Source organism: Pseudorhodobacter sp. E13 (genome assembly GCF_003991405.1).
Classification (GTDB): domain Bacteria; phylum Pseudomonadota; class Alphaproteobacteria; order Rhodobacterales; family Rhodobacteraceae; genus Pseudorhodobacter.
The window spans coordinates 60633-78544 of sequence record NZ_RPEN01000149.1 but is presented as its reverse complement, the minus strand read 5'-3'; the positions used below and the strand labels follow the sequence as shown (position 1 = coordinate 78544).

General features: G+C 62.2%; 21 protein-coding genes. 12 read left to right on the top strand and 9 right to left on the bottom strand.

Features of this window, described 5'->3' with window-relative positions; all coding sequences use genetic code 11:
• Positions 1-31: 31 nt before the first annotated feature.
• On the top strand, positions 32-481 hold the full coding sequence (locus tag EGN72_RS05740; RefSeq protein WP_127045694.1) for a methylated-DNA--[protein]-cysteine S-methyltransferase: 450 nt from the start codon (positions 32-34) through the stop codon (positions 479-481).
• Here EGN72_RS05740 and EGN72_RS05735 read toward each other — a convergent pair.
• The 4 genes from EGN72_RS05735 to fsa form a co-directional block, all read right to left on the bottom strand.
• Positions 478-1173, bottom strand: a complete 696-nt coding sequence (locus EGN72_RS05735; protein ID WP_127045693.1) for a phosphatidylcholine/phosphatidylserine synthase — start codon at positions 1171-1173, stop codon at positions 478-480. The genes EGN72_RS05740 and EGN72_RS05735 overlap by 4 nt on opposite strands.
• Before the next feature lie 28 nt (positions 1174-1201).
• Positions 1202-2125 carry a tyrosine recombinase XerC gene (locus EGN72_RS05730; RefSeq protein WP_127045692.1) on the bottom strand — a complete coding sequence of 308 codons (924 nt, stop codon included), beginning with the start codon at positions 2123-2125 and terminating at the stop codon, positions 1202-1204.
• On the bottom strand, positions 2122-2814 hold the full coding sequence (locus EGN72_RS05725; protein ID WP_127045691.1) for a DUF484 family protein: 693 nt from the start codon (positions 2812-2814) through the stop codon (positions 2122-2124). Before EGN72_RS05725 ends, EGN72_RS05730 begins: the two co-directional genes overlap by 4 nt.
• A 115-nt stretch (positions 2815-2929) precedes the next feature.
• On the bottom strand, positions 2930-3583 hold the full coding sequence (fsa, locus tag EGN72_RS05720; RefSeq protein WP_127045690.1) for a fructose-6-phosphate aldolase: 654 nt from the start codon (positions 3581-3583) through the stop codon (positions 2930-2932).
• Positions 3584-3729: 146 nt separating this feature from the next.
• Between fsa and EGN72_RS05715 the strand changes: the two genes are divergently transcribed.
• Complete coding sequence (locus EGN72_RS05715) at positions 3730-5865, top strand: primosomal protein N' (protein WP_127045735.1); 2136 nt, start codon at positions 3730-3732, stop codon at positions 5863-5865.
• A 251-nt stretch (positions 5866-6116) separates the two neighbouring features.
• On the opposite strand, the gene EGN72_RS05710 is transcribed toward EGN72_RS05715, so the two are convergent.
• From EGN72_RS05710 to EGN72_RS05700, 3 genes are read right to left on the bottom strand one after another with little or no spacing between them, the layout of a single operon-like run.
• Entirely contained in the window at positions 6117-6485 is a 369-nt protein-coding gene (locus EGN72_RS05710; RefSeq protein WP_127045689.1) for a GFA family protein, read from the bottom strand.
• Positions 6486-6543: 58 nt separating this feature from the next.
• Positions 6544-7800, bottom strand: coding sequence for a D-amino acid dehydrogenase (locus tag EGN72_RS05705; protein WP_127045688.1), 1257 nt, complete (start codon positions 7798-7800; stop codon positions 6544-6546).
• 50 nt (positions 7801-7850) lie between these two features.
• Complete coding sequence (locus EGN72_RS05700; protein WP_127045687.1) at positions 7851-8924, bottom strand: YeeE/YedE family protein; 1074 nt, start codon at positions 8922-8924, stop codon at positions 7851-7853.
• Positions 8925-9076: 152 nt separating this feature from the next.
• Between EGN72_RS05700 and EGN72_RS05695 the strand changes: the two genes are divergently transcribed.
• The 4 genes from EGN72_RS05695 to EGN72_RS05680 all read left to right on the top strand — a co-directional run bounded on the left by EGN72_RS05695 (position 9077) and on the right by EGN72_RS05680 (position 12321).
• Complete coding sequence (locus EGN72_RS05695) at positions 9077-9601, top strand: GNAT family N-acetyltransferase (RefSeq protein ID WP_127045686.1); 525 nt, start codon at positions 9077-9079, stop codon at positions 9599-9601.
• 73 nt (positions 9602-9674) lie between these two features.
• On the top strand, positions 9675-10916 hold the full coding sequence (locus EGN72_RS05690; protein WP_127045685.1) for an MFS transporter: 1242 nt from the start codon (positions 9675-9677) through the stop codon (positions 10914-10916).
• A 53-nt stretch (positions 10917-10969) separates the two neighbouring features.
• Positions 10970-11848 (top strand): 50S ribosomal protein L11 methyltransferase, encoded by an 879-nt coding sequence (locus tag EGN72_RS05685; RefSeq protein ID WP_127045684.1) that lies wholly within the window; start codon positions 10970-10972, stop codon positions 11846-11848.
• A gap of 119 nt (positions 11849-11967) precedes the next feature.
• Positions 11968-12321, top strand: a complete 354-nt coding sequence (locus tag EGN72_RS05680) for a hypothetical protein (RefSeq protein ID WP_127045683.1) — start codon at positions 11968-11970, stop codon at positions 12319-12321.
• 149 nt (positions 12322-12470) lie between these two features.
• Here EGN72_RS05680 and EGN72_RS05675 read toward each other — a convergent pair whose 3' ends face one another.
• Positions 12471-12686: a DUF1127 domain-containing protein gene (locus tag EGN72_RS05675; RefSeq protein WP_127045682.1), complete on the bottom strand. Its 216-nt coding sequence runs from the start codon at positions 12684-12686 to the stop codon at positions 12471-12473.
• Positions 12687-12997: 311 nt separating this feature from the next.
• Between EGN72_RS05675 and ruvC the strand changes: the two genes are divergently transcribed.
• The 4 genes from ruvC (at position 12998) to EGN72_RS05655 (ending at position 16057) form a co-directional block, all read left to right on the top strand.
• Positions 12998-13516 (top strand): crossover junction endodeoxyribonuclease RuvC, encoded by a 519-nt coding sequence (gene ruvC, locus EGN72_RS05670; RefSeq protein ID WP_127045681.1) that lies wholly within the window; start codon positions 12998-13000, stop codon positions 13514-13516.
• A complete protein-coding gene (ruvA, locus tag EGN72_RS05665) occupies positions 13513-14193 on the top strand; it encodes a Holliday junction branch migration protein RuvA (RefSeq protein WP_127045680.1) in 681 nt (226 codons plus the stop codon). The genes ruvC and ruvA overlap by 4 nt, the downstream gene beginning before the upstream one ends.
• 3 nt (positions 14194-14196) lie before the next feature.
• Entirely contained in the window at positions 14197-15225 is a 1029-nt protein-coding gene (gene ruvB, locus EGN72_RS05660) for a Holliday junction branch migration DNA helicase RuvB (RefSeq protein WP_127045679.1), read from the top strand.
• A gap of 205 nt (positions 15226-15430) precedes the next feature.
• Positions 15431-16057, top strand: coding sequence for a hypothetical protein (locus EGN72_RS05655; protein WP_127045678.1), 627 nt, complete (start codon positions 15431-15433; stop codon positions 16055-16057).
• Positions 16058-16134: 77 nt separating this feature from the next.
• On the opposite strand, the gene EGN72_RS05650 is transcribed toward EGN72_RS05655, so the two are convergent.
• Positions 16135-16443 carry a hypothetical protein gene (locus EGN72_RS05650; protein ID WP_127045677.1) on the bottom strand — a complete coding sequence of 103 codons (309 nt, stop codon included), beginning with the start codon at positions 16441-16443 and terminating at the stop codon, positions 16135-16137.
• Positions 16444-16675: 232 nt separating this feature from the next.
• On the opposite strand from EGN72_RS05650, the gene ybgC reads away from it, so the two are divergent.
• The gene (gene ybgC / locus EGN72_RS05645) at positions 16676-17071 is read left to right on the top strand and encodes a tol-pal system-associated acyl-CoA thioesterase (RefSeq protein ID WP_127045676.1); all 396 of its coding nucleotides are present in this window, start codon (positions 16676-16678) and stop codon (positions 17069-17071) included.
• 144 nt (positions 17072-17215) lie between these two features.
• Entirely contained in the window at positions 17216-17911 is a 696-nt protein-coding gene (gene tolQ / locus EGN72_RS05640) for a protein TolQ (RefSeq protein ID WP_127045675.1), read from the top strand.
• Position 17912: the final 1 nt, after the last annotated feature.

Here is a 17912-nt window from a genome sequence, read left to right as displayed (position 1 = left end):
CGCGCCCGACCTATCCAGAAAGCCAAAGCCCATGCCCCAAGCTGTTTTCCATTCGCCTCATGGCCCCTTTGCGGTGGTGGAAGAAGCGGGCGTGATCACCCGGATTGATTGGGCCAGCCGCCGGTCAGACCCGACACCGCTGTTGCGTGAGGCATGCCGCCAGTTGGGCGAATATTTCGACGGGCTGCGCCGCATCTTCGACCTGCCGCTGGATTTCGGCAGCGGCTTTCAGGAACAGATGCGCCGCGCGATGGCGGCGATTCCTTACGGCGAAACCCGGACTTATGGCGATCTGGCAAAGGCGCTGGGCCGCCCCGCACAAGCCATCGGACAGGCCTGCGGTGCCAACTCTATCCCGATCCTGATCCCTTGCCACCGGGTGCTGGGGGCCAATGGTCTGGGCGGGTTTTCGGCACCAGGGGGCGTGGAAACCAAAATCGCGCTGCTAAAGCTGGAAGGCGCGGGCGGATTGCTGATTTAGGCGCGTTTTTCCGGGATGATCTGCTGCGCGATGCCCGCGAAAGTCAGGTAAAGCGAGGTCACGATCAGCCCCCAATGCGCCCAGCTATGCGGGTGAAAATCGACCCAAGTCGCCCAGCCCGCGAAAACGGTCCAGCCCAGCGCCATCGGCAACGACACCCAGTTCCACCGCTCCGTCCGGGTGGGGTGAATGAATTTCAGCGGCAGGAACATCGCCACCGTCAGCGCCACGACAAAGGTCAGGATGGTCCAATACCCCGGTTGCAGCGCGAACATCACCAGCACGAACATATTCCAGCAGGCCGGAAAGCCGGAAAAGGAGTTGTCCTTTGTTTTCATGCGCGTATCGGCGAAATAGATCACCGAACCATAGGTGATACCGATGATGATGATCCAACCCGTCCAATCCGGCAACAGGCCCGATTTGAACAAGGCAAAGGCCGGGATGAACACATAAGTAAGATAGTCGATAATCAGGTCCAGCAGCACGCCGTCATAGGTGGGGAAGTTGGTCTTGACGTCATATTTCCGTGCCAAAGGCCCATCAATTCCGTCCACCACCAAGGCAACCACCAACCACCAGAACATCGCGCTCCAGTTTTCCTCGACGGCGGCCAGCATCGCCAGCATCGCCAGAACCGCGCCGGTGGCTGTGAAAAGATGCACAAGAAGCGCTTTTATTTTCAATGTCATAGCGGTTAATTCCTTGGGCAGAAAAGCGTCAGGCGCGCGGATGTGCTTTTGCGTATACTTCCATCAGACGGGCAGTATCAACCGCCGTATAAGCTTGGGTCGTGGAAAGCGAGGCATGGCCCAAGAGTTCCTGAATGCTGCGCAAATCCCCCCCCGCACTTAGCAGATGGGTGGCAAAGGAATGGCGCAGCGCATGCGGTGTGGCGGTGGCGGGCAGGCCCAGACGCGCGCGCACCCGTTCCATTGCGCCGGAAATCAGCCGCGGGTTCAGCGCACCGCCGCGCATGCCGCGAAACAGCGGCGCGCTGGCAGATAGGTCATAGGGGCACAGGCCGACATAGCGCGAAACCGCCTCGGCGGCGGCGGGCAGCACGGGCACCAGCCGTTCCTTGCCGCCCTTACCGGTAATCCGCAGCACCTCGGGCAGCGGATAGGCGGCCCCCGTCAGGCCCAGCGCCTCGGATATGCGCAGGCCGCAGCCGTAAAGCAAGGTCACGACGGCGGTATCACGGGCGGCCACCCATTCCTCACGCGCGTCATCGCCGATACTGTCCAGCACGTTCATCGCGGCGTCTTCGGCCAGCGGGCGGGGCAGCTTGCGCCGGAATTTTGGCGCGCGGGTGGACAGCGCGGCCGAGGCATCAACCCCTTCGCGATCCGCCAGCCAAGCGGTGAACCCCTTGACCGCCGACAAGGCCCGCGCCAGCGACCGCGCCCCAACGCCGCGTCCACGCTCATGCGCCATCCATGCCCGCAGATCGGTTTGCGGCAAGGCAACCAAGCCTGCCAGCCCTTCGGTGCCGCCGCGATGCTGCGCCAGAAAGGCCAGATAGCCCGATACATCGGTCGCATAGGCCTTGAGCGTGTTTTCCGCCGCCCCGTCCAGCGCGCGCAGATGCGACAGCCATTCCGCCAAGGCCGCGCGGGCACCGGGCGAGATGGCAAGGCTCATGACAACCAGCGGCGCATCGTCCGCTCAAACACGCCCGCGAAAAACGCAAGCAAATCGGTGCCTTGGGTGGGTTTGAAATGGTGCGGGTCTTCGGCCCCCATCACCAGCATCCCCGGCAGACGGCCCTTGCCGAAATCCAGCCGCATCAGCGCCTCGGACCGGATCCAACCCGCGCGTTCGCCATAAAGCGCGTCCGATTCCGGCACCACCTGCCGCAATGTCACTGCCCGTTGCGACACATTGCGCCCTCCCGCGATGTAATCGGCGACAAAGCCCGGCTCGGCCACATACAGCACCTCGCCCAGCTTGCGTAGCGCAGGCTCATCGGCGCTTTGCACCGATTCCAGCACCAGCCGCACGCAATCCACCCGCAGGGTTTGCATCACATCGGTGCCAAGGCTTTGCAAAAACTCCTCAAAGCTCAGCGGGTCCAGCATTTGCAGAATGGCGCGATGCACCTGATTTGTGCCAGCAAGGTTTTCATAGGCCGCCGCGATGACCGAGCGATGCGTATCCTCCAACCGGTCCAGCCGGGTTTCCAACCGTTCCATCGCAATGCCGCGCAGATCGACGATATTGGCCCCCATGGCCCGTTCATTCGCGGCGATCAGCGCGCGCATCACGTCCTGATCTTCCAAAATGGTTTCGGGCTCCGCGATGATGCGGTCCCGCATGTCCTGTTCAATCATTGGCCTGCCTTGTTGTTTTGCGGCATTATATCAGGGGCGGCGGGGCGTTTCCTCACTTTTCTGGGGCCGCGCGCCGATTGGGGCGGGAATTGAGTCAAAACTGCCATAGGCGACGTCAGAGGATGGTTTGCCCGGTCTTGGCCCAATCCTGCATGAACTGGTCAAGGCCCTTGTCGGTCAGCACATGGTTGGCAAGGCTTTTGATAACGGCAGGCGGCGCGGTGACCACATCGGCCCCGATCATCGCGCATTGGGCGACATGGTTGGCCGTGCGGATAGAGGCGGCAAGGATCTGGGTGTCAAAGCCGTAATTGTCATAGATGGTGCGGATATCGGAAATCAGGTCCAGCCCATCAAGGTTGATATCATCCAGACGCCCGATGAAGGGGCTGATGAAGGTGGCCCCCGCCTTGGCCGCCAGCAGCGCTTGATTGGCCGAGAAACACAACGTTACATTGACCATATGGCCTTCGCCCGTCAGCACTTTGCAGGTTTTCAGCCCGTCCCATGTCAGCGGCACTTTCACCGCGATATTGGGGGCAATTTCGGCCAGCTTGCGGCCTTCGGCGATCATCTCATCCGCTGTCAGCGCCACCACTTCGGCCGAGACGGGGCCGGATACGATGCCGCAGATTTCCTTGGTCACTTCCAGAATATCCCGCCCGGATTTCAGGATCAGCGACGGGTTGGTCGTGACCCCATCGGCCATGCCAAGATCATTCAGGTCACGGATCGCCTCGACATCGGCGGTATCAACAAAGAATTTCATGATGGGCGTCCTTTGGCTGTTGCGGAAAGCGCTGCCCGTGTAATAGCGCAAGTTCAGACGCGGCGAAAGGCGGGCAGGTGACCAAGACGTTCTGGCAAGCAGGGGAAGTGATCGGCGTGGCCACGACCGAAAGCTTTGGCCGCAGCATGGGGCCTGTGCTGGATTACAAGGCCCCCGAAGGCGGCTGCGGGCTGGGTGATTTTCTGGAACTGCCGCTTGGCCCGCGCAAGATTTTGGGCGTGGTTTGGGGCCCGCCTGCGGGGGGGATAGATGCGTCAAAGCTGCGCGCGGCTTACCGTGTGCTGGATGTGCCCCCCATGCGCGATGAGATGCGCGCCTTTCTGGCCCGTGCCGCCGATTACACGCTGACGCCTTTGCCCGCCATGCTGCGGCTTGCCACCCGCGCGCCGGGGCTGGACAGCCCGCCATCGACCCGCCGCGTCTACCGGCTGGGCGGGGGGGAACCTGCCCGCGCCACCGATGCCCGCGCCCGCGTGCTGGAGGTGTTGCGCGATTATGGCGGGCTGTCCTTTACCCTGTCGGAACTGGCGGAACAGGCGGGCTGCACCGCCTCGGTCATCAAAGGCTTGGTCAAGGCCGGTGTGGTGCTGGAAGAGGACGCGCCCCGCGATCTGCCCTACCCGCGGCTTGATCCGGCGGCGATGGTGGTGCGGCTGGCGGGCGATCAGGTGGCGGCGGGCGATGCTTTGGTCGCCGCTGTGGCGCAGGGCGGCTATTCCGCGACTTTGCTGAAGGGGGTGACGGGCTCTGGCAAGACCGAGGTCTATCTGGAAGCCGTGGCCGAATGTCTGCGGCAAGGGCGGCAGGCGCTGGTTTTGCTGCCTGAAATCGCGCTGACATCGGAATTCATCAACCGGGTGGAAACCCGCTTTGGCGCGCGCCCGGCAGAATGGCATTCCGGCGTCACGATGACCGAGCGGCGGCGCTTGTGGCGGATGGCGGCCAATGGTGGCGCGCAATTCGTAGCGGGGGCGCGGTCGGCGCTGTTTTTGCCGTTTCAGGATCTGGGCCTGATCGTTGTGGATGAGGAACACGACACCTCCTACAAGCAAGAGGAAGGCGTGATCTATAACGCCCGCGATATGGCGGTGCTGCGCGCGGCGATCTCTGGGTCGGCCATCGTGCTGGCCTCGGCCACGCCGTCGCTGGAAAGCTGGGTCAACGCCGCCTCGGGCAAATATGGGCGGCTGGATTTGGGCGCGCGGTTTGGTGTGGCAGAGATGCCGGATATGCGCGCGATTGACATGCGGGCCGAAAAGCTGCCCAGCACCCGCTGGATTTCCCCGACCTTGGAACAGGCGGTGAAAGCGCGGGTGACGGCGGGCGAGCAAGCGTTGATATTCTTAAACCGGCGGGGCTATGCGCCGGTGACGCTGTGCCGGGCTTGTGGTGCGCAGGTGGGGTGCGATGATTGTGACGCGCGGATGGTGGAGCATCGGTTCCTCAAGCGGCTGATGTGCCATCAATGCGGCGCGACGAAACCGATGCCCGAGGTTTGCCCAAGCTGCGGGGTGGCGGGCAAGATGGCCCCGGTGGGGCCAGGGGTGGAGCGGCTGGCCGAGGAGGTGGTGGCGCTGTTCCCCGAGGCCCGCGTGGCGGTGCTGTCGTCAGACCTGTTCGGATCAGCCCGGGCGTTGAAAGAGCAGATCGAGGCGATTGCCGCGGGGGCGGCGGATATCATCATCGGCACGCAGATCGTGGCCAAGGGGCATAACTTTCCGCTGCTGACGCTGGTGGGGGTGATTGATGCCGATCTGGGGCTGCAAGGGTCTGACCTGCGGGCGGCAGAGCGGACGTTTCAATTGATGCGACAGGTGGCGGGGCGGGCAGGGCGTGCCGAAAAGCCCGGCGTCGCGATGATGCAGACCTTTCAGCCCGAGCATCCGGTGATCCGTGCGATTCTGGGCGGTGATGAGGAAGCGTTCTGGGAAGCCGAGGCCGGCGAACGCCGCCTTGCCGGGGTGCCGCCTTATGGGCGGATGGCAGGGATTATTCTATCAGGGCCAGAGGTGGGGCCGGTGTTTGATATCGGCGCGGAACTGGCGCGCAGGGACGGGCCTTTGCGGGCCATCGGGGCGCAGGTCTTCGGCCCGGCCCCCGCCCCGATTGCGCGGGTTCGCGGACGGCACCGGGTGCGGTTATTGGTGAAGGCCGAAAAGGGCGCAAATATTCAGGCCGCCGTTTCGGCATGGATTTCGCAGGTGAGGCTGCCGAATAACGTGCGGCTGGCAGTGGATATTGATCCGCAAAGCTTTCTGTGAATCGCGCGCGGAATGATTTTTAAGATATTGTTTTCGTTATATAAAGTGAAAAAAGTTTAGGATTTGGTAAGGTTTTAAGCGCGGTGGCTGCCGGGGGGAGGCCGACCTGCGCGTGGCGTCGGGCGGGCGGTGGGTTGGCACCCACCCTACGGGCCTTGGCAGGGGTTGCGCTTTGCTTTTGGCGTTGCGCTGCTGGTGGCTTGGGGATCAGGTATTTTTGCCAAGATGAAATGGGAGGTCGCGGCTTTGGTTTAGCGGTCTTTGTCAAAGCGTTTCATCAGGGGGAAATCGGGCAGCCATGTTTCGCGCCGGATGGTCCAGAGTTCATAGCTGGGCCGGAGTTGGTTGGGGGCGTCGAACGCGCCGAGGTTGAGTTCAAACTCCTCGCCGGAGCGGCCAAAGACCGAGGAGCCGCAGGTGGGGCAGAAATGGCGGCCTTGATAGCTGTGGGTTTCACCCGTAACCGTGACCGCATCGGCAGCAAAGATGGCCGAGGCGTGGAACAGGCTGCCGTGATGTTTGCGGCAATCCATGCAGTGGCAGAGGCCGACGCGGTTGGGCCGCCCGTTTGCCACCAATCGCACAGCACCACAAAGGCAGCCGCCGGTAAACGCGTTCATAGATCACCTTTTAACATATAAAGACCGGGGCAAAACGCGGTGGCTTTGCCTGATAACGTCACGCATACCGCTCTGCCGTCAGCCCATCAAACGAAATCTCGGGCTGTTTGCCCAAGACCACATCGGCCACCGCGCGGCCGGAGCCGCAGGCCATGGTCCAGCCCAGAGTGCCGTGGCCGGTGTTCAGGAACAGGTTGGGATAGCGCGACGCGCCCAGAACGGGGGTGCCGTCGGGCGTCATCGGGCGCAGGCCGGTCCAGCCTTCGGCCTTTGACAGATCGCCGCCTTTGGGGAACAGGTCGTTTATCACATGGCGCACGGTGTCGGTGGCATGGGGGCCTAAGCGGTTGGAATAGCCTGCAATCTCGGCGGTGCCTGCGACGCGGATACGGTCGCCCAGACGGGTGATCGCGACTTTGTGGGTTTCGTCCATGATGGTGGATTGCGGGGCGAAGGCATCATCGATGACGGGCAGCGTGACCGAGTAGCCTTTGACCGGATAGACCGGCAAGCGGATGCCGATAGGGTTGAGCACGCGGGGGCCGTAGCTGCCCAACGCGCAGACATAGGCATCGCCGGTGATGCGGCCTGCGATTTCGGTATCCACCCCCACCACGCGGCCATTTTCCACGGCAATCTCGCGCACGGATTGGCCGTATTGAAATTCCACCCCCATTTCGGCGCATTTTTTGGCGAGTTTGGTGGTGAAGATGCGGCAATCGCCGGTGCGGTCGGCGGTCAGGCGCAGGCCGCCCACGAATTTGCTGCACACCTCGGCCAGTGCCGGTTCGACGGCGATGCAGGCGTCGCGGCCCAGCACCTCATACGGGCTGTCATATTCGGCGAGGATGTCTTGGTCGGCCTTGGAGGCTTTCATCTGTTTGGCGGTGCGAAAGAGTTGCAGCGTGCCTTGTTCGCGCCCGTCATATTCGATGCCGGTTTCGGCGATCAGGTCGGGCATGACATCGCGGGAATAGTTGGAAATGCGCACCATGCGGCCTTTGTTGATGCGGTAGCTTTCCTCGTTGCAGTTGCGGATCATGTCATAGCCCCATTTCCACATGGTCGGGCTGATAAGGGGCCAGATGAACAGCGGGCGGCGTTTCATGAACAGCCATTTCACGGCTTTCATGGGGATGCCGGGGGCGGCCCAAGGCGAGGTCATGCCGTAGGAAAGTTCGCCCGCGTTGGCGTAGGAAGTCTCTAGGCCGGGGCCAAGCTGGCGATCCAGCACCAGCACCTCGGCCCCTTGTTTGGCGAGGTAATAGGCGGTGGTGACACCGATTACGCCCGCGCCCATCACGACAACTTTCATGCCTGTCCCCTTGTTGTTCAGGGCAGGATGCGGTGGGTTTCAGGGCATAGTCAAGCGCTGGGCCGGGCGGCGGCGGTTTGGCCTGCTTGATCGACCAGAAAATCGGTGAGCATGGCGCCGATCCACATGCAAAACAGCGCCAGCCATGCGGTTGCGGCAAAGATGGAGCCGCCGGTGACACCTGCGCCGATGGCGCAGCCCCCCGCCAGCATCGCGCCAAAGCCCATCAGCACGGCCCCGATCATGGCGCGGCGCATGTTGCCGGCATTGTCGAAGCCTTCGAACTTGAACTCGCGCCCCCAGAGCGAGGCGGCAAAGGCCCCGATCACCACGCCCGGCACCAGACCCACGTCAAATTCCAGCACCGGATTGGGGGTGAGGAAGAACATCAGCGTATTGGCCGAGGGGCCGGAGAAGGTGGCCGATGTGATCGACACAGGTTCGAACGCGACTTGTGCGAGGCTGAAGGTCAGCACCCAGCCGACCGCCACCGCAAAGCCCACGCCAGAGGCAAAGACCAGTGTGCGGGTGGAGATTTTGTTTTTGTAAGAAACGACAAGGGCGAGGGCGGCCAAGGCAAGGCCCAAAAGCAGGCCCGAGATGTCGGGCAGGTGCAGCAGGGCCAGCAGATCCACGTTGCGCCCCCCCGGTGTGACCCAGAGCCGGGCAAGGTAATCGCGGGCAGGGGCGAGCATGCCGTGCAGCGACATTTGTGCGACGACCGCAAAGATGAGGCCGGAGACGATAGAGCGCAGGTTGCCCGTGGCCCCCAGCACCAGCAAGCGCCCCGAACAGCCGCGCGCCAGCACCATGCCCGCGCCAAACAGCAAGCCGCCGATCACCGCGCCAGACCAAGAGCCTGCCACCGCCATCATCCGCGCGTCATCGCTGTTGAACAGGCCAAGGGTTTGCGCGCCTTGCACCCAGACAAGGGCGGTGGAAAAGGTCAGCAACCAGACCGCCACGCGTGGCCCCATTTGCCCGCGGGCAAATTCCACCGTGGCCGCGCGCAGGCAGAACTTGGAGCGCTGGGCCGCCACGCCAAAGATCATGCCGGTGATCAGGCCGAACAGGGCGGCGGTGGGGGCCTCTCCGATATGGTCAATCAGGGGGATCAGGTCCATGTGTATTCCTCCGGTTCAGGCACGGATAGACATGTTTGAATATATGCGCCTTGATTCAGATCAGATGGGAGGGACGGAACAGGGGCTTTCCCGGTTGCGGTAAATCCGGCAAGCTGTCGGTTCAAGCCCGTTGGTTGCAGGAAAGGGGACGCATGGATGCTTTGACCTCGGCCCCGGTGTTGACCACCGAGCGGTTGCTGCTGCGGGGGCCGGAACGCGGCGACCTTGCGGCCTTCACCCGGTTCATGACCAGCGCCCCGTCAATGCAGGCGATGGGCGAGACGGTCAGCCCCGAACAGGCGTGGTTCGGGTTTCTGGCGGGTATTGGCCATTGGCAGTGGCACGGTTTTGGCTTTTTCATGGTGGTAGAGCGCAAAAGCGGGCAAGCCGTTGGCCGCGTGGGCCTTTTGAAACATTCCAACTGGCCGCAGGTGGAATTGGCGTGGCATCTGTTTGAGGGGGCCGAGGGCAAAGGCTTTGCCACCGAGGCCGCGCGGGCGGTGCGGCTGTGGGCGCGTGACGCTTTGGGGCTGGGGCCGCTGCACAGCTATATCGACAAAGCCAACACAGGCTCGCAGGCGGTGGCGCGGCGGTTGGGGGCCAGCACGGATGGCACCCGCGCCCCGCATGAACCCGATGCCGAAGTGTGGGTTCACCCGATTGGCGCCGATGGCTAGGCCCCGTGGCCCGCGCTGTCACCGATACAATTTCGCAGTAGAACGGTTGGGGAAAGCAGACTAAGCAGGCGATATGAAATTGCGCCTTCTTCCCCTTGCCGAGACGGTCAACCTGCCGTTCTGGCGGCAGCCTGTGTTTCTGCTGTGCCTGATGGCGGCGGCGATGCCGATTTCTTTTGCAACATGGTCGGCGCTGCTGAATAACTTTGTGATCGAGGCGGCGGGCTTCACCGGGGTAGAAATCGGCTGGCTGCATACGGTGCGCGAGATCCCCGGTTTTCTGGCCATCGGCGTGCTTGTGGTCTTGCTGGTCATGCGGGAACAGGTGCTGGCGCTGGTGTCGCTGCTGTTGCTGGGCGTGGCCACGGCGGTAACGGCATGGTTCCCCAGTTTCGGCGGCTTGCTGATCGTAACGCTGCTGTCGTCGATCGGGTTTCACTATTTCGAAACGGTGAACCAAAGCCTGCAATTGCAATGGATCGACAAGAAGCGCGCGCCGCAGGTGATCGGCTGGATCGTGGCGGTGGGCTCTGGCGCGTCCTTGTTGGCGTATGGTTTGATCGTGCTGACGTGGAAGCTGTTTGATCTGGCCTATAACACGGTGTTCCTGACGGCGGGGTTGGTGACGATTGCCATCGCGCTTTTTGCCATCCTTGCCTTTCCGCAGTTTGAGGCCCCGCATCCGCAGAACAAGCGGATGGTGCTGCGGCGGCGCTATTGGCTGTATTACCTGATGCAGTTCATGTCTGGCGCGCGGCGGCAGATTTTCGTGGTCTTTGCCGCCTTCATGATGGTGGAGCGTTACGGTATGGATGTGCATGCGCTGACTGCGCTGTTCCTGATCAATTACCTTGCTAACATGGTCATCGCGCCGGTGATCGGCAAATGGATCGCGCGGTTCGGTGAACGGCGGATGCTGGTGGTGGAATATGCCGGGTTGACGGCGGTGTTCATCGCCTATGGCTGCCTTTATGTCTTTGAATGGGATTGGCATGTGGCGGCGGCGCTGTATGTGGCGAACCATCTGTTTTTCTCGATGGCCTTTGCGATCAAGACCTATTTCCAGAAGATCGCCGACCCGGCCGATATTGCGCCCACGGCGGCGGTGGCCTTTACCATCAACCATATCGCGGCGGTGTTCTTGCCAGCGGGGTTGGGCTATCTGTGGGTCGCCTCGCCCGAGGCGGTGTTTGTGCTGGCCGCCGGAATGGCGTTTTTGTCGCTGCTGTTGTCGCTGTTGATCCCGCGCCATCCCGATATCGGCAATGAGACGGTTTTCGCCGCGCGGGGCTTGGGCCATCGCCAAGCGGCTTGACGCTGCGCGCGCTGGGGGCTAGGCCGCTGCCATCCTAACCCTGAGGTTCCGCCATGCCCACCTATACCGCCCTGACCACCCTCGAAGGCCAAGACGCCGCCGAAGCCCTGGCCGAAGCGATGGAGCGGATGGAGCCGGAGCCGACAGGCGTAGGCGTATTCGAGATTGAGGATGATAGCGGGCTGTGGGAAGTGGGGGCCTATTTCCTTGAGGCCCCGGATGCCGTGACGTTGGAACTGCTGGCCGTGGCCTTTGAGGCCAAGCCCTTTGCCGTGTCGGAATTGCCCGAGGTGGATTGGGTCGCTCATGTGCGGCGCGAATTGTCGCCGGTAGAGGCGGGGCGCTTTTTTGTCTATGGCAGCCATGATGCCGACAAGGTGCCAACGGACCCCGCGCGCATCCCCTTGCAGATTGAGGCGACGGTTGCCTTTGGCACCGGCCATCACGGCACAACGCTTGGCTGTCTGCGCGCCTTTGACCGCTTGCTGGATCAGGGCTTTGCGCCTGCGCGTGTCGCCGATATTGGCTGTGGCACGGCGGTGCTGGCTTTGGCTGCCGCACGGGTTCTGCCCGAAGCGCTGATTATCGCCTCTGATATTGATCAGGTTGCGGTGGATGTGGCCCGCGCCAATATGGAGATTAACAAGCTGGACGGGCGGGTGGAATGCCTTGAGGCCGCAGGGTTCGACCATCCGCGCCTGCGCGAGGCGGCGCCTTATGATCTGGTCTTTGCCAATATCCTCAAAGGCCCCTTGGTGGAACTGGCCCCCGATATGGCCCGCAACATCGCGCAGGATGGTTTGTGCATCCTGTCGGGCCTGTTGGTGGTGCAAGCTGAGTCGATTGAGGCCGCCTATCACGCGCAGGGCTTTGTTTCCGTTTCCCGCGAGGATTTGGGCGAATGGTCTGCATTGGTTCTGCGCCGGACATAACCGGGTGAATTAAGGCAGAATTAAGGCCATTTAAGGCCCATTTTCCGATGTTTTGTCCAACTTATGCCCCATTTCGCGCGTTATATGGCCAAACGGGGGCGTATTGTTGGATGGTAGAGATGTTTGACCCGAACATAAAAGATTTTTACGAACGTGTGGGCCGGTTGAAAGAGGCTCATGCCAAAGGTTACGCCTTTGAAGGTGTCGGCGTCTTGGGCCGGTCCTACTATCGCAAACCGCAGCGCAAGAACCGGCTGAAACTGCTGGTGCCCTTGGCCTTTTTGTTGATGGCAGGGTTTGGGCTGAAAGGCGCTATTCACTATTTCGTCGGCGCGCAGACCTATGAAAACCGGGTTGCAGAGATGCAGCAGGGGCAGGGGTTTGACAAATTGGGCGCGGCCTTGATGGCCCCTGATCGCGTGACGCTTTGGGTATCGGAAACGCTGCGCAAAAGCCTGCAAAAGCGGGGCTGACCGCCCCCGACCTGCCAACCCACCAACCAACCAACAAAACAGGAAAGCCGCCCACCGAATTCGGGGGCGGCTTTTGCTTTGGTCTGCCGATGTTCAAAGGCATCGCGCCATGGCAGGCCCCGGACTGCGGGGCGCTGCGGCGCGGGGTGTCAGAAGCGGGTGATCTTGGCGATATCGGCGATGTCTGCGCGGGTCAGACCGATATCATCCAATTCGCGGTCCGACAGTTTGCCCAGCGAGTTGCGGGTCACACGCGCGTCATTCCAAGCAATCACGGAGTTCGCGACATTGCTGACGAAGCGGATGAAGCTGTAAGTGGCGATAGCGCCGAACGGCGCCGTGCGGGTCGTCTCATAGGCGGCCATGGCTGTAATCCTTAGGTTTTCATACTGCACATTTTTGCAGCAGAGTGTTTCGATACCGGGCAGATAGTCCTGCTGCACCTGCAAAGCAATCCGCAGAAATGGCATGGCTGAGATGCAGTTCCTGCATGGCTGTTTGCCCCAATTTTGCCTTATTTTTAAGGATGGGCTGAAAAGCGTCGGTTTTCGGTGATGAAGCGTCGAATATGCTGCGGGCGCAGCAATATCCGCCGGGCTTGACAGGTGCGCGCAAAGCGCTTGGCGGATGTTCCCTTTTCGTGCTATTCGATTTTTAACGAATAAAAGGGGCAGAGATGCGGGTGTTGGGGATTGATCCGGGGTTGCGCAACCTTGGCTGGGGGGTGATCGACGTGGACGGGTCACGTTTGACCCATGTCGCGAATGGCATTTGCCATTCCGCGCCGGGCAGTGATGTGGGCGATCTCGCCGCGCGGTTGCTGAGTTTGCACGGCCAGTTGACCGAGGTGTTACGCCTTTACGCCCCCGATGCGGCTGCGGTGGAAAATACCTTTGTGAACAAGGATGCGGTGGCGACGCTGAAACTGGGGCAGGCGAGGGGGATTGCGCTGTTGGTGCCGGCGCAGTTTGGGCTGACCGTGGGCGAATATGCCCCGAACGCGGTCAAGAAATGCGTGGTGGGTGTGGGCCATGCCGCCAAGGCCCAGATTGATCACATGGTGCGCATCCATTTGCCCGGTGTGCAGATCAACGGGCCGGATGCGGCGGATGCTTTGGCGATTGCCATTTGCCACGCGCATCATCAACAAAGTGCAGGGCGGTTGCAGGCCGCAGTGCAGAGGGCGGCAGGATGATTGGCAAGATTGCAGGGCGGCTGGACTATCGCGGCACGGATCATGTGCTGATTGATGTGCGCGGCGTGGGCTATATCGTCCATGTGTCGGATCGGACACTGGCCGCCATGCCGCGCGTGGGCGGGGCGGTGGCGCTGTTCACCGAACTGCTGGTGCGCGAAGATCTGCTGCAACTCTTTGGCTTTCCCACCATGCTGGAAAAGGAATGGCACCGGCTGCTGGTGACGGTGCAAGGCGTGGGGGCCAAGGCCGCGATGGCTATTCTGGGCACGCTGGGGCCGGAAGGCGTGGCCCGCGCGATTGCGCTGGGCGATGCCAAGGCGATACAGGCCGCCCCCGGTGTCGGCCCCAAGATCGCGCAGCGCGTGGTGTTGGAGTTGAAGGCCAAGGCGCCCACAGTCATGGCGATGGGCGCGAACCCGGCCAGCACGGCGGGGGCGGTTGAAGATGATGTGATCGAACCGGTCGCATCGGCACCGAAGAAGGCTGTCAGGCCTGATGAGGGGGCCGCAGGCCGTGCGGCGGCCAGTGCCGAGGCGCTGTCGGCGCTGATCAATCTTGGCTATGGCCACGGCGATGCCGCGCAAGCGGTGGCACAAGCCGCAGGCGAGGCCCCCGAGGCCGCCACGGGTGCGCTGATCAAGGCCGCGCTGAAACTGCTGGCCCCAAAGGGATAAGACATGGAACCCGATCCCACGCTGCGCCCCGAAGGCCTGCCCGAAGATGCCGACCGCGCCTTGCGCCCGCAAGTGCTGGAGGAATTTGTCGGTCAAGCCGAAGCCCGCGCCAATCTGCGGGTCTTCATCGAATCCGCCAAAATCCGTGGCGAGGCGATGGATCACACGCTGTTCCACGGCCCGCCGGGGCTTGGCAAAACCACGCTGGCGCAGATCATGGCGCGGGAATTGGGGGTAGGCTTTCGCATGACTTCAGGCCCGGTGTTGGCCAAGGCGGGCGATCTGGCCGCCATTCTGACCAATCTGGAACCCAATGACGTGCTGTTCATCGACGAGATTCACCGGCTCTCTCCGGTGGTCGAAGAGGTGCTGTATCCCGCGATGGAGGATTTCGCGCTGGATCTGGTGATCGGTGAGGGGCCTGCTGCGCGCACGGTGCGGATAGATTTGCAGCCCTTTACGCTGGTGGGGGCCACGACACGGTTGGGGTTGTTGACCACACCGCTGCGCGACCGCTTCGGCATTCCGACGCGGTTGGTGTTTTACACCGAGGATGAGCTGGACCTGATTGTCACGCGCGGGGCGCGGCTGATGGGGGTGAAAGCCGAGCCCGAGGGCACGCGGGAGATTGCCAAGCGCGCGCGCGGCACGCCCCGGATTGCCGGGCGCTTGTTGCGGCGGGTGGTGGATTTTGTGCTGGTCGAAGGGGACGGGCGCTTGACCCGCGAAATTGCCGACCGCGCGTTGACGCGGCTGGGGGTGGATCATCTGGGCCTCGATGGGGCGGACCGGCGGTATATGATGTTGCTGGCCGAGCATTACGGCGGCGGGCCGGTGGGGGTGGAAACCATCTCGGCCGCGCTGTCGGAGGCGCGCGATGCGCTGGAGGAAGTGATCGAGCCTTATCTGTTGCAGCAAGGCCTTATACAGCGCACGCCGCGCGGGCGGATGCTGGCCGCCCGTGCCTGGCGGCATCTGGGGCTGGAGGCCCCGCGCCCGCCGGGGCAGAGCGATTTATTCGAGGTGAAATAGGATCGGTCGTTTGGCCGGGGCGGGGGAGCCACCTTGGGGGGGATTGACCCCCCGCTGCGGCGGCGTTGCCACGGGCGTTCACTCGGGCGGTGGGATTGGGTGGCAAAGCGGGCAGGTATTTTTGCCAAGATGAAATCTGCGAGCAGTTGCTTGTTCTGGCCCTGAGCCTTGCGGTAGGAGGGGCAAGGCCAGACAGGAGGAACCAATGGAGCCAGCAGAGGTAGAAGCGTTGTTCACGCGGGCCGATGGGCAATATTTGTTTGCGCGCTGGGCGCGGCCCATCGTGCCCGTGGTCTTTGGTGTGACAGAGGCGACGTTGGCTGTTGTGAAGGGCGCGGTGGAGGCGGTTGTGGCGCTTGCCGGTCACAAGATGGCCGAGACGGACCCCGAGTTGGGTGCGAACCTTATGGTGTTTTTCCTGACGGATTGGGCGGAGTTGCGGGCGGTGCCGCGTTTGGGCGAGATGATCCCCGATCTGGAGGCGCTGACCCATCGGCTGGAGGCGGCGGGCGCCAACCAATACCGCAGTTTCCGCTTTGAGGCGGATGGTGCGATCAAGGCGGCCTTTGTCTTTGTGCGGATGGATGCCGAGCTGGAGGCGGTTTCGGCGGATGTGCTGGCGTTGAACCAGGCGGTGCAGGTGATTTTGCTGTGGTCGGATACGGCGTTTCGCGCGCGGTCGCCCATGGTGAAGGCCGGAGACACGGTGGTGCTGCGGCCTGAGATCGGTGCCTTGATCCGGGCGGGCTATGACCCGGTGATGCCTGTCGCTGCGCAGGACAAAAGCCATGCTTTGCGTCTGGCGGCCCGGATGCAGCACGCGGCGCAATAGGCCTGCGCGCGCAATGCGGGGCGATCAACGGGGGCGCGGAAACCTGAAAGACGCGCCCCCGAATTGTGCAGAGGTGATCAGGCCATGCCGATCATCGAGGTGCTGACAGCAAGGGTTGCCAGCAAGGCGAGGCTGGTCCGTTTGGACAGCCAGAACAGCGGCAGCCCTCCGAAGGGTTTGCGCGGCAGCGCCCAGCCGCCCTTGCCCATGTCAGAAAACGGGGTGCGGGCCATCAGGACGAGGCAGGCCATGCCCACCAGTGCCAGAATGGCGACCAGCACGGGATGGGGCGCAAAGGACGGCTCTGCCATCAGTTCCGCAAGATTTGGGGCATCGGCACGTGCGCCGGTGTTTTGAAAGAGCAGGCTGGACGTTGCCAGGGTCAAAGATATTTTCTTCATGTCATACTCACTTGTTAATTGCTCGATTGGGTCAGGATGCAGGAACAATCCGGCCCAATTAGGGAGGATTATCGCTAACTTTGTGACAATTTTTAGGTGCTGTTGCGTCGTCAATGATGCGGATCGGCACGTATTGTTTCCGTGTTGGGGCGATAGCTTGTGGCTTGCCCTGTTGCCCTCTGCGCGCTAGCCCTGTGGCAGGCAAAAGGGGGCAGTTGTGATGCATCGCTTTGATCTGCGGGTCTATTACGAAGATACCGACCTTGCGGGGATTGTGTATTACGCCAATTACCTGAAATTTATCGAACGCGCGCGCAGCGAATGGGTGCGCGGCCTTGGGGTGGATCAGGCGGCGCTTCGGGCCGAGCAGGGGCTGGTTTTTGCGGTGCGCCGGGTGGTGGCGGACTATCTGCGCCCAGCGGTTTATGACGATATATTGCAAGTGCGCACAATTCTTGAAACCGCCAGCGGCGCGCGCCTGACCTTGGCGCAATGCGTGCTGCGCGGCGAGGAAGTGCTGTTCACCGCCCAAGTTACATTGGTTTGTCTGACCTCAGAGGGCCGCCCCGCCCGCCTGCCAGAGGCACTGCGCCACCAGATCGGCGCGTCCTGAGCGGGTGATAACATCGACGTGACCGGGCCAAACGGCGGCTTCCCGCGCGTTTGCGTTATGCTCTATTGGCATTTGCCTTGAAAAACGGATAGAATTGCCGGAACCAAGGCCGAAGAACGGCCCAATAAGAGAAGAGCAGGCGATATGGAAACGGATACCCTTGCGGCGGCGCGGGAGATTGATTTCTCGATGCTGGCGCTTTTTGCGCGCGCAACCCTGACAGTGAAGCTGGTGATGCTGATGCTGCTGGTCATGTCCTTTTGGTCATGGGCCATCATCATCCGCAAACATATCGCCTATCGCCTTGCCAAGCGTGAGGCCGCGATTTTTGACCGGGCCTTCTGGTCGGGCGAGCCGCTGGATGAACTGTTCGAAAAGATCGGGTCGGAGCCGCGCGGCGCGTCCGAACGGATTTTCGCGGCGGGCATGTTGGAATGGCGGCGCAGTCACCGTGATGATGGTGGGCTGATCGCAGGCGCGCAGGCCCGGATTGACCGCAGCATGGATGTGGCGATTGCCAAGGAAAGCGAAGGGTTGAACAACGGCTTGTCCTTTCTGGCGACCACCGGGTCCACCGCGCCGTTTATCGGCTTGTTCGGCACCGTTTGGGGCATCAAGCACGCGTTTGAACAGATTGCGCTGAGCCAGAACACCAATCTTGCCGTTGTGGCCCCCGGTATTGCCGAGGCGCTGCTGGCCACCGGGATCGGCCTGATCGCCGCTATTCCGGCGGTGGTGTTTTACAACAAGCTGAATTCCGACAGTGAGCGGATCATCGGCGGCTATGAAGCCTTTGCCGATGAATTTGCCACGATCCTGTCGCGCCAGTTGGATTCCTGAG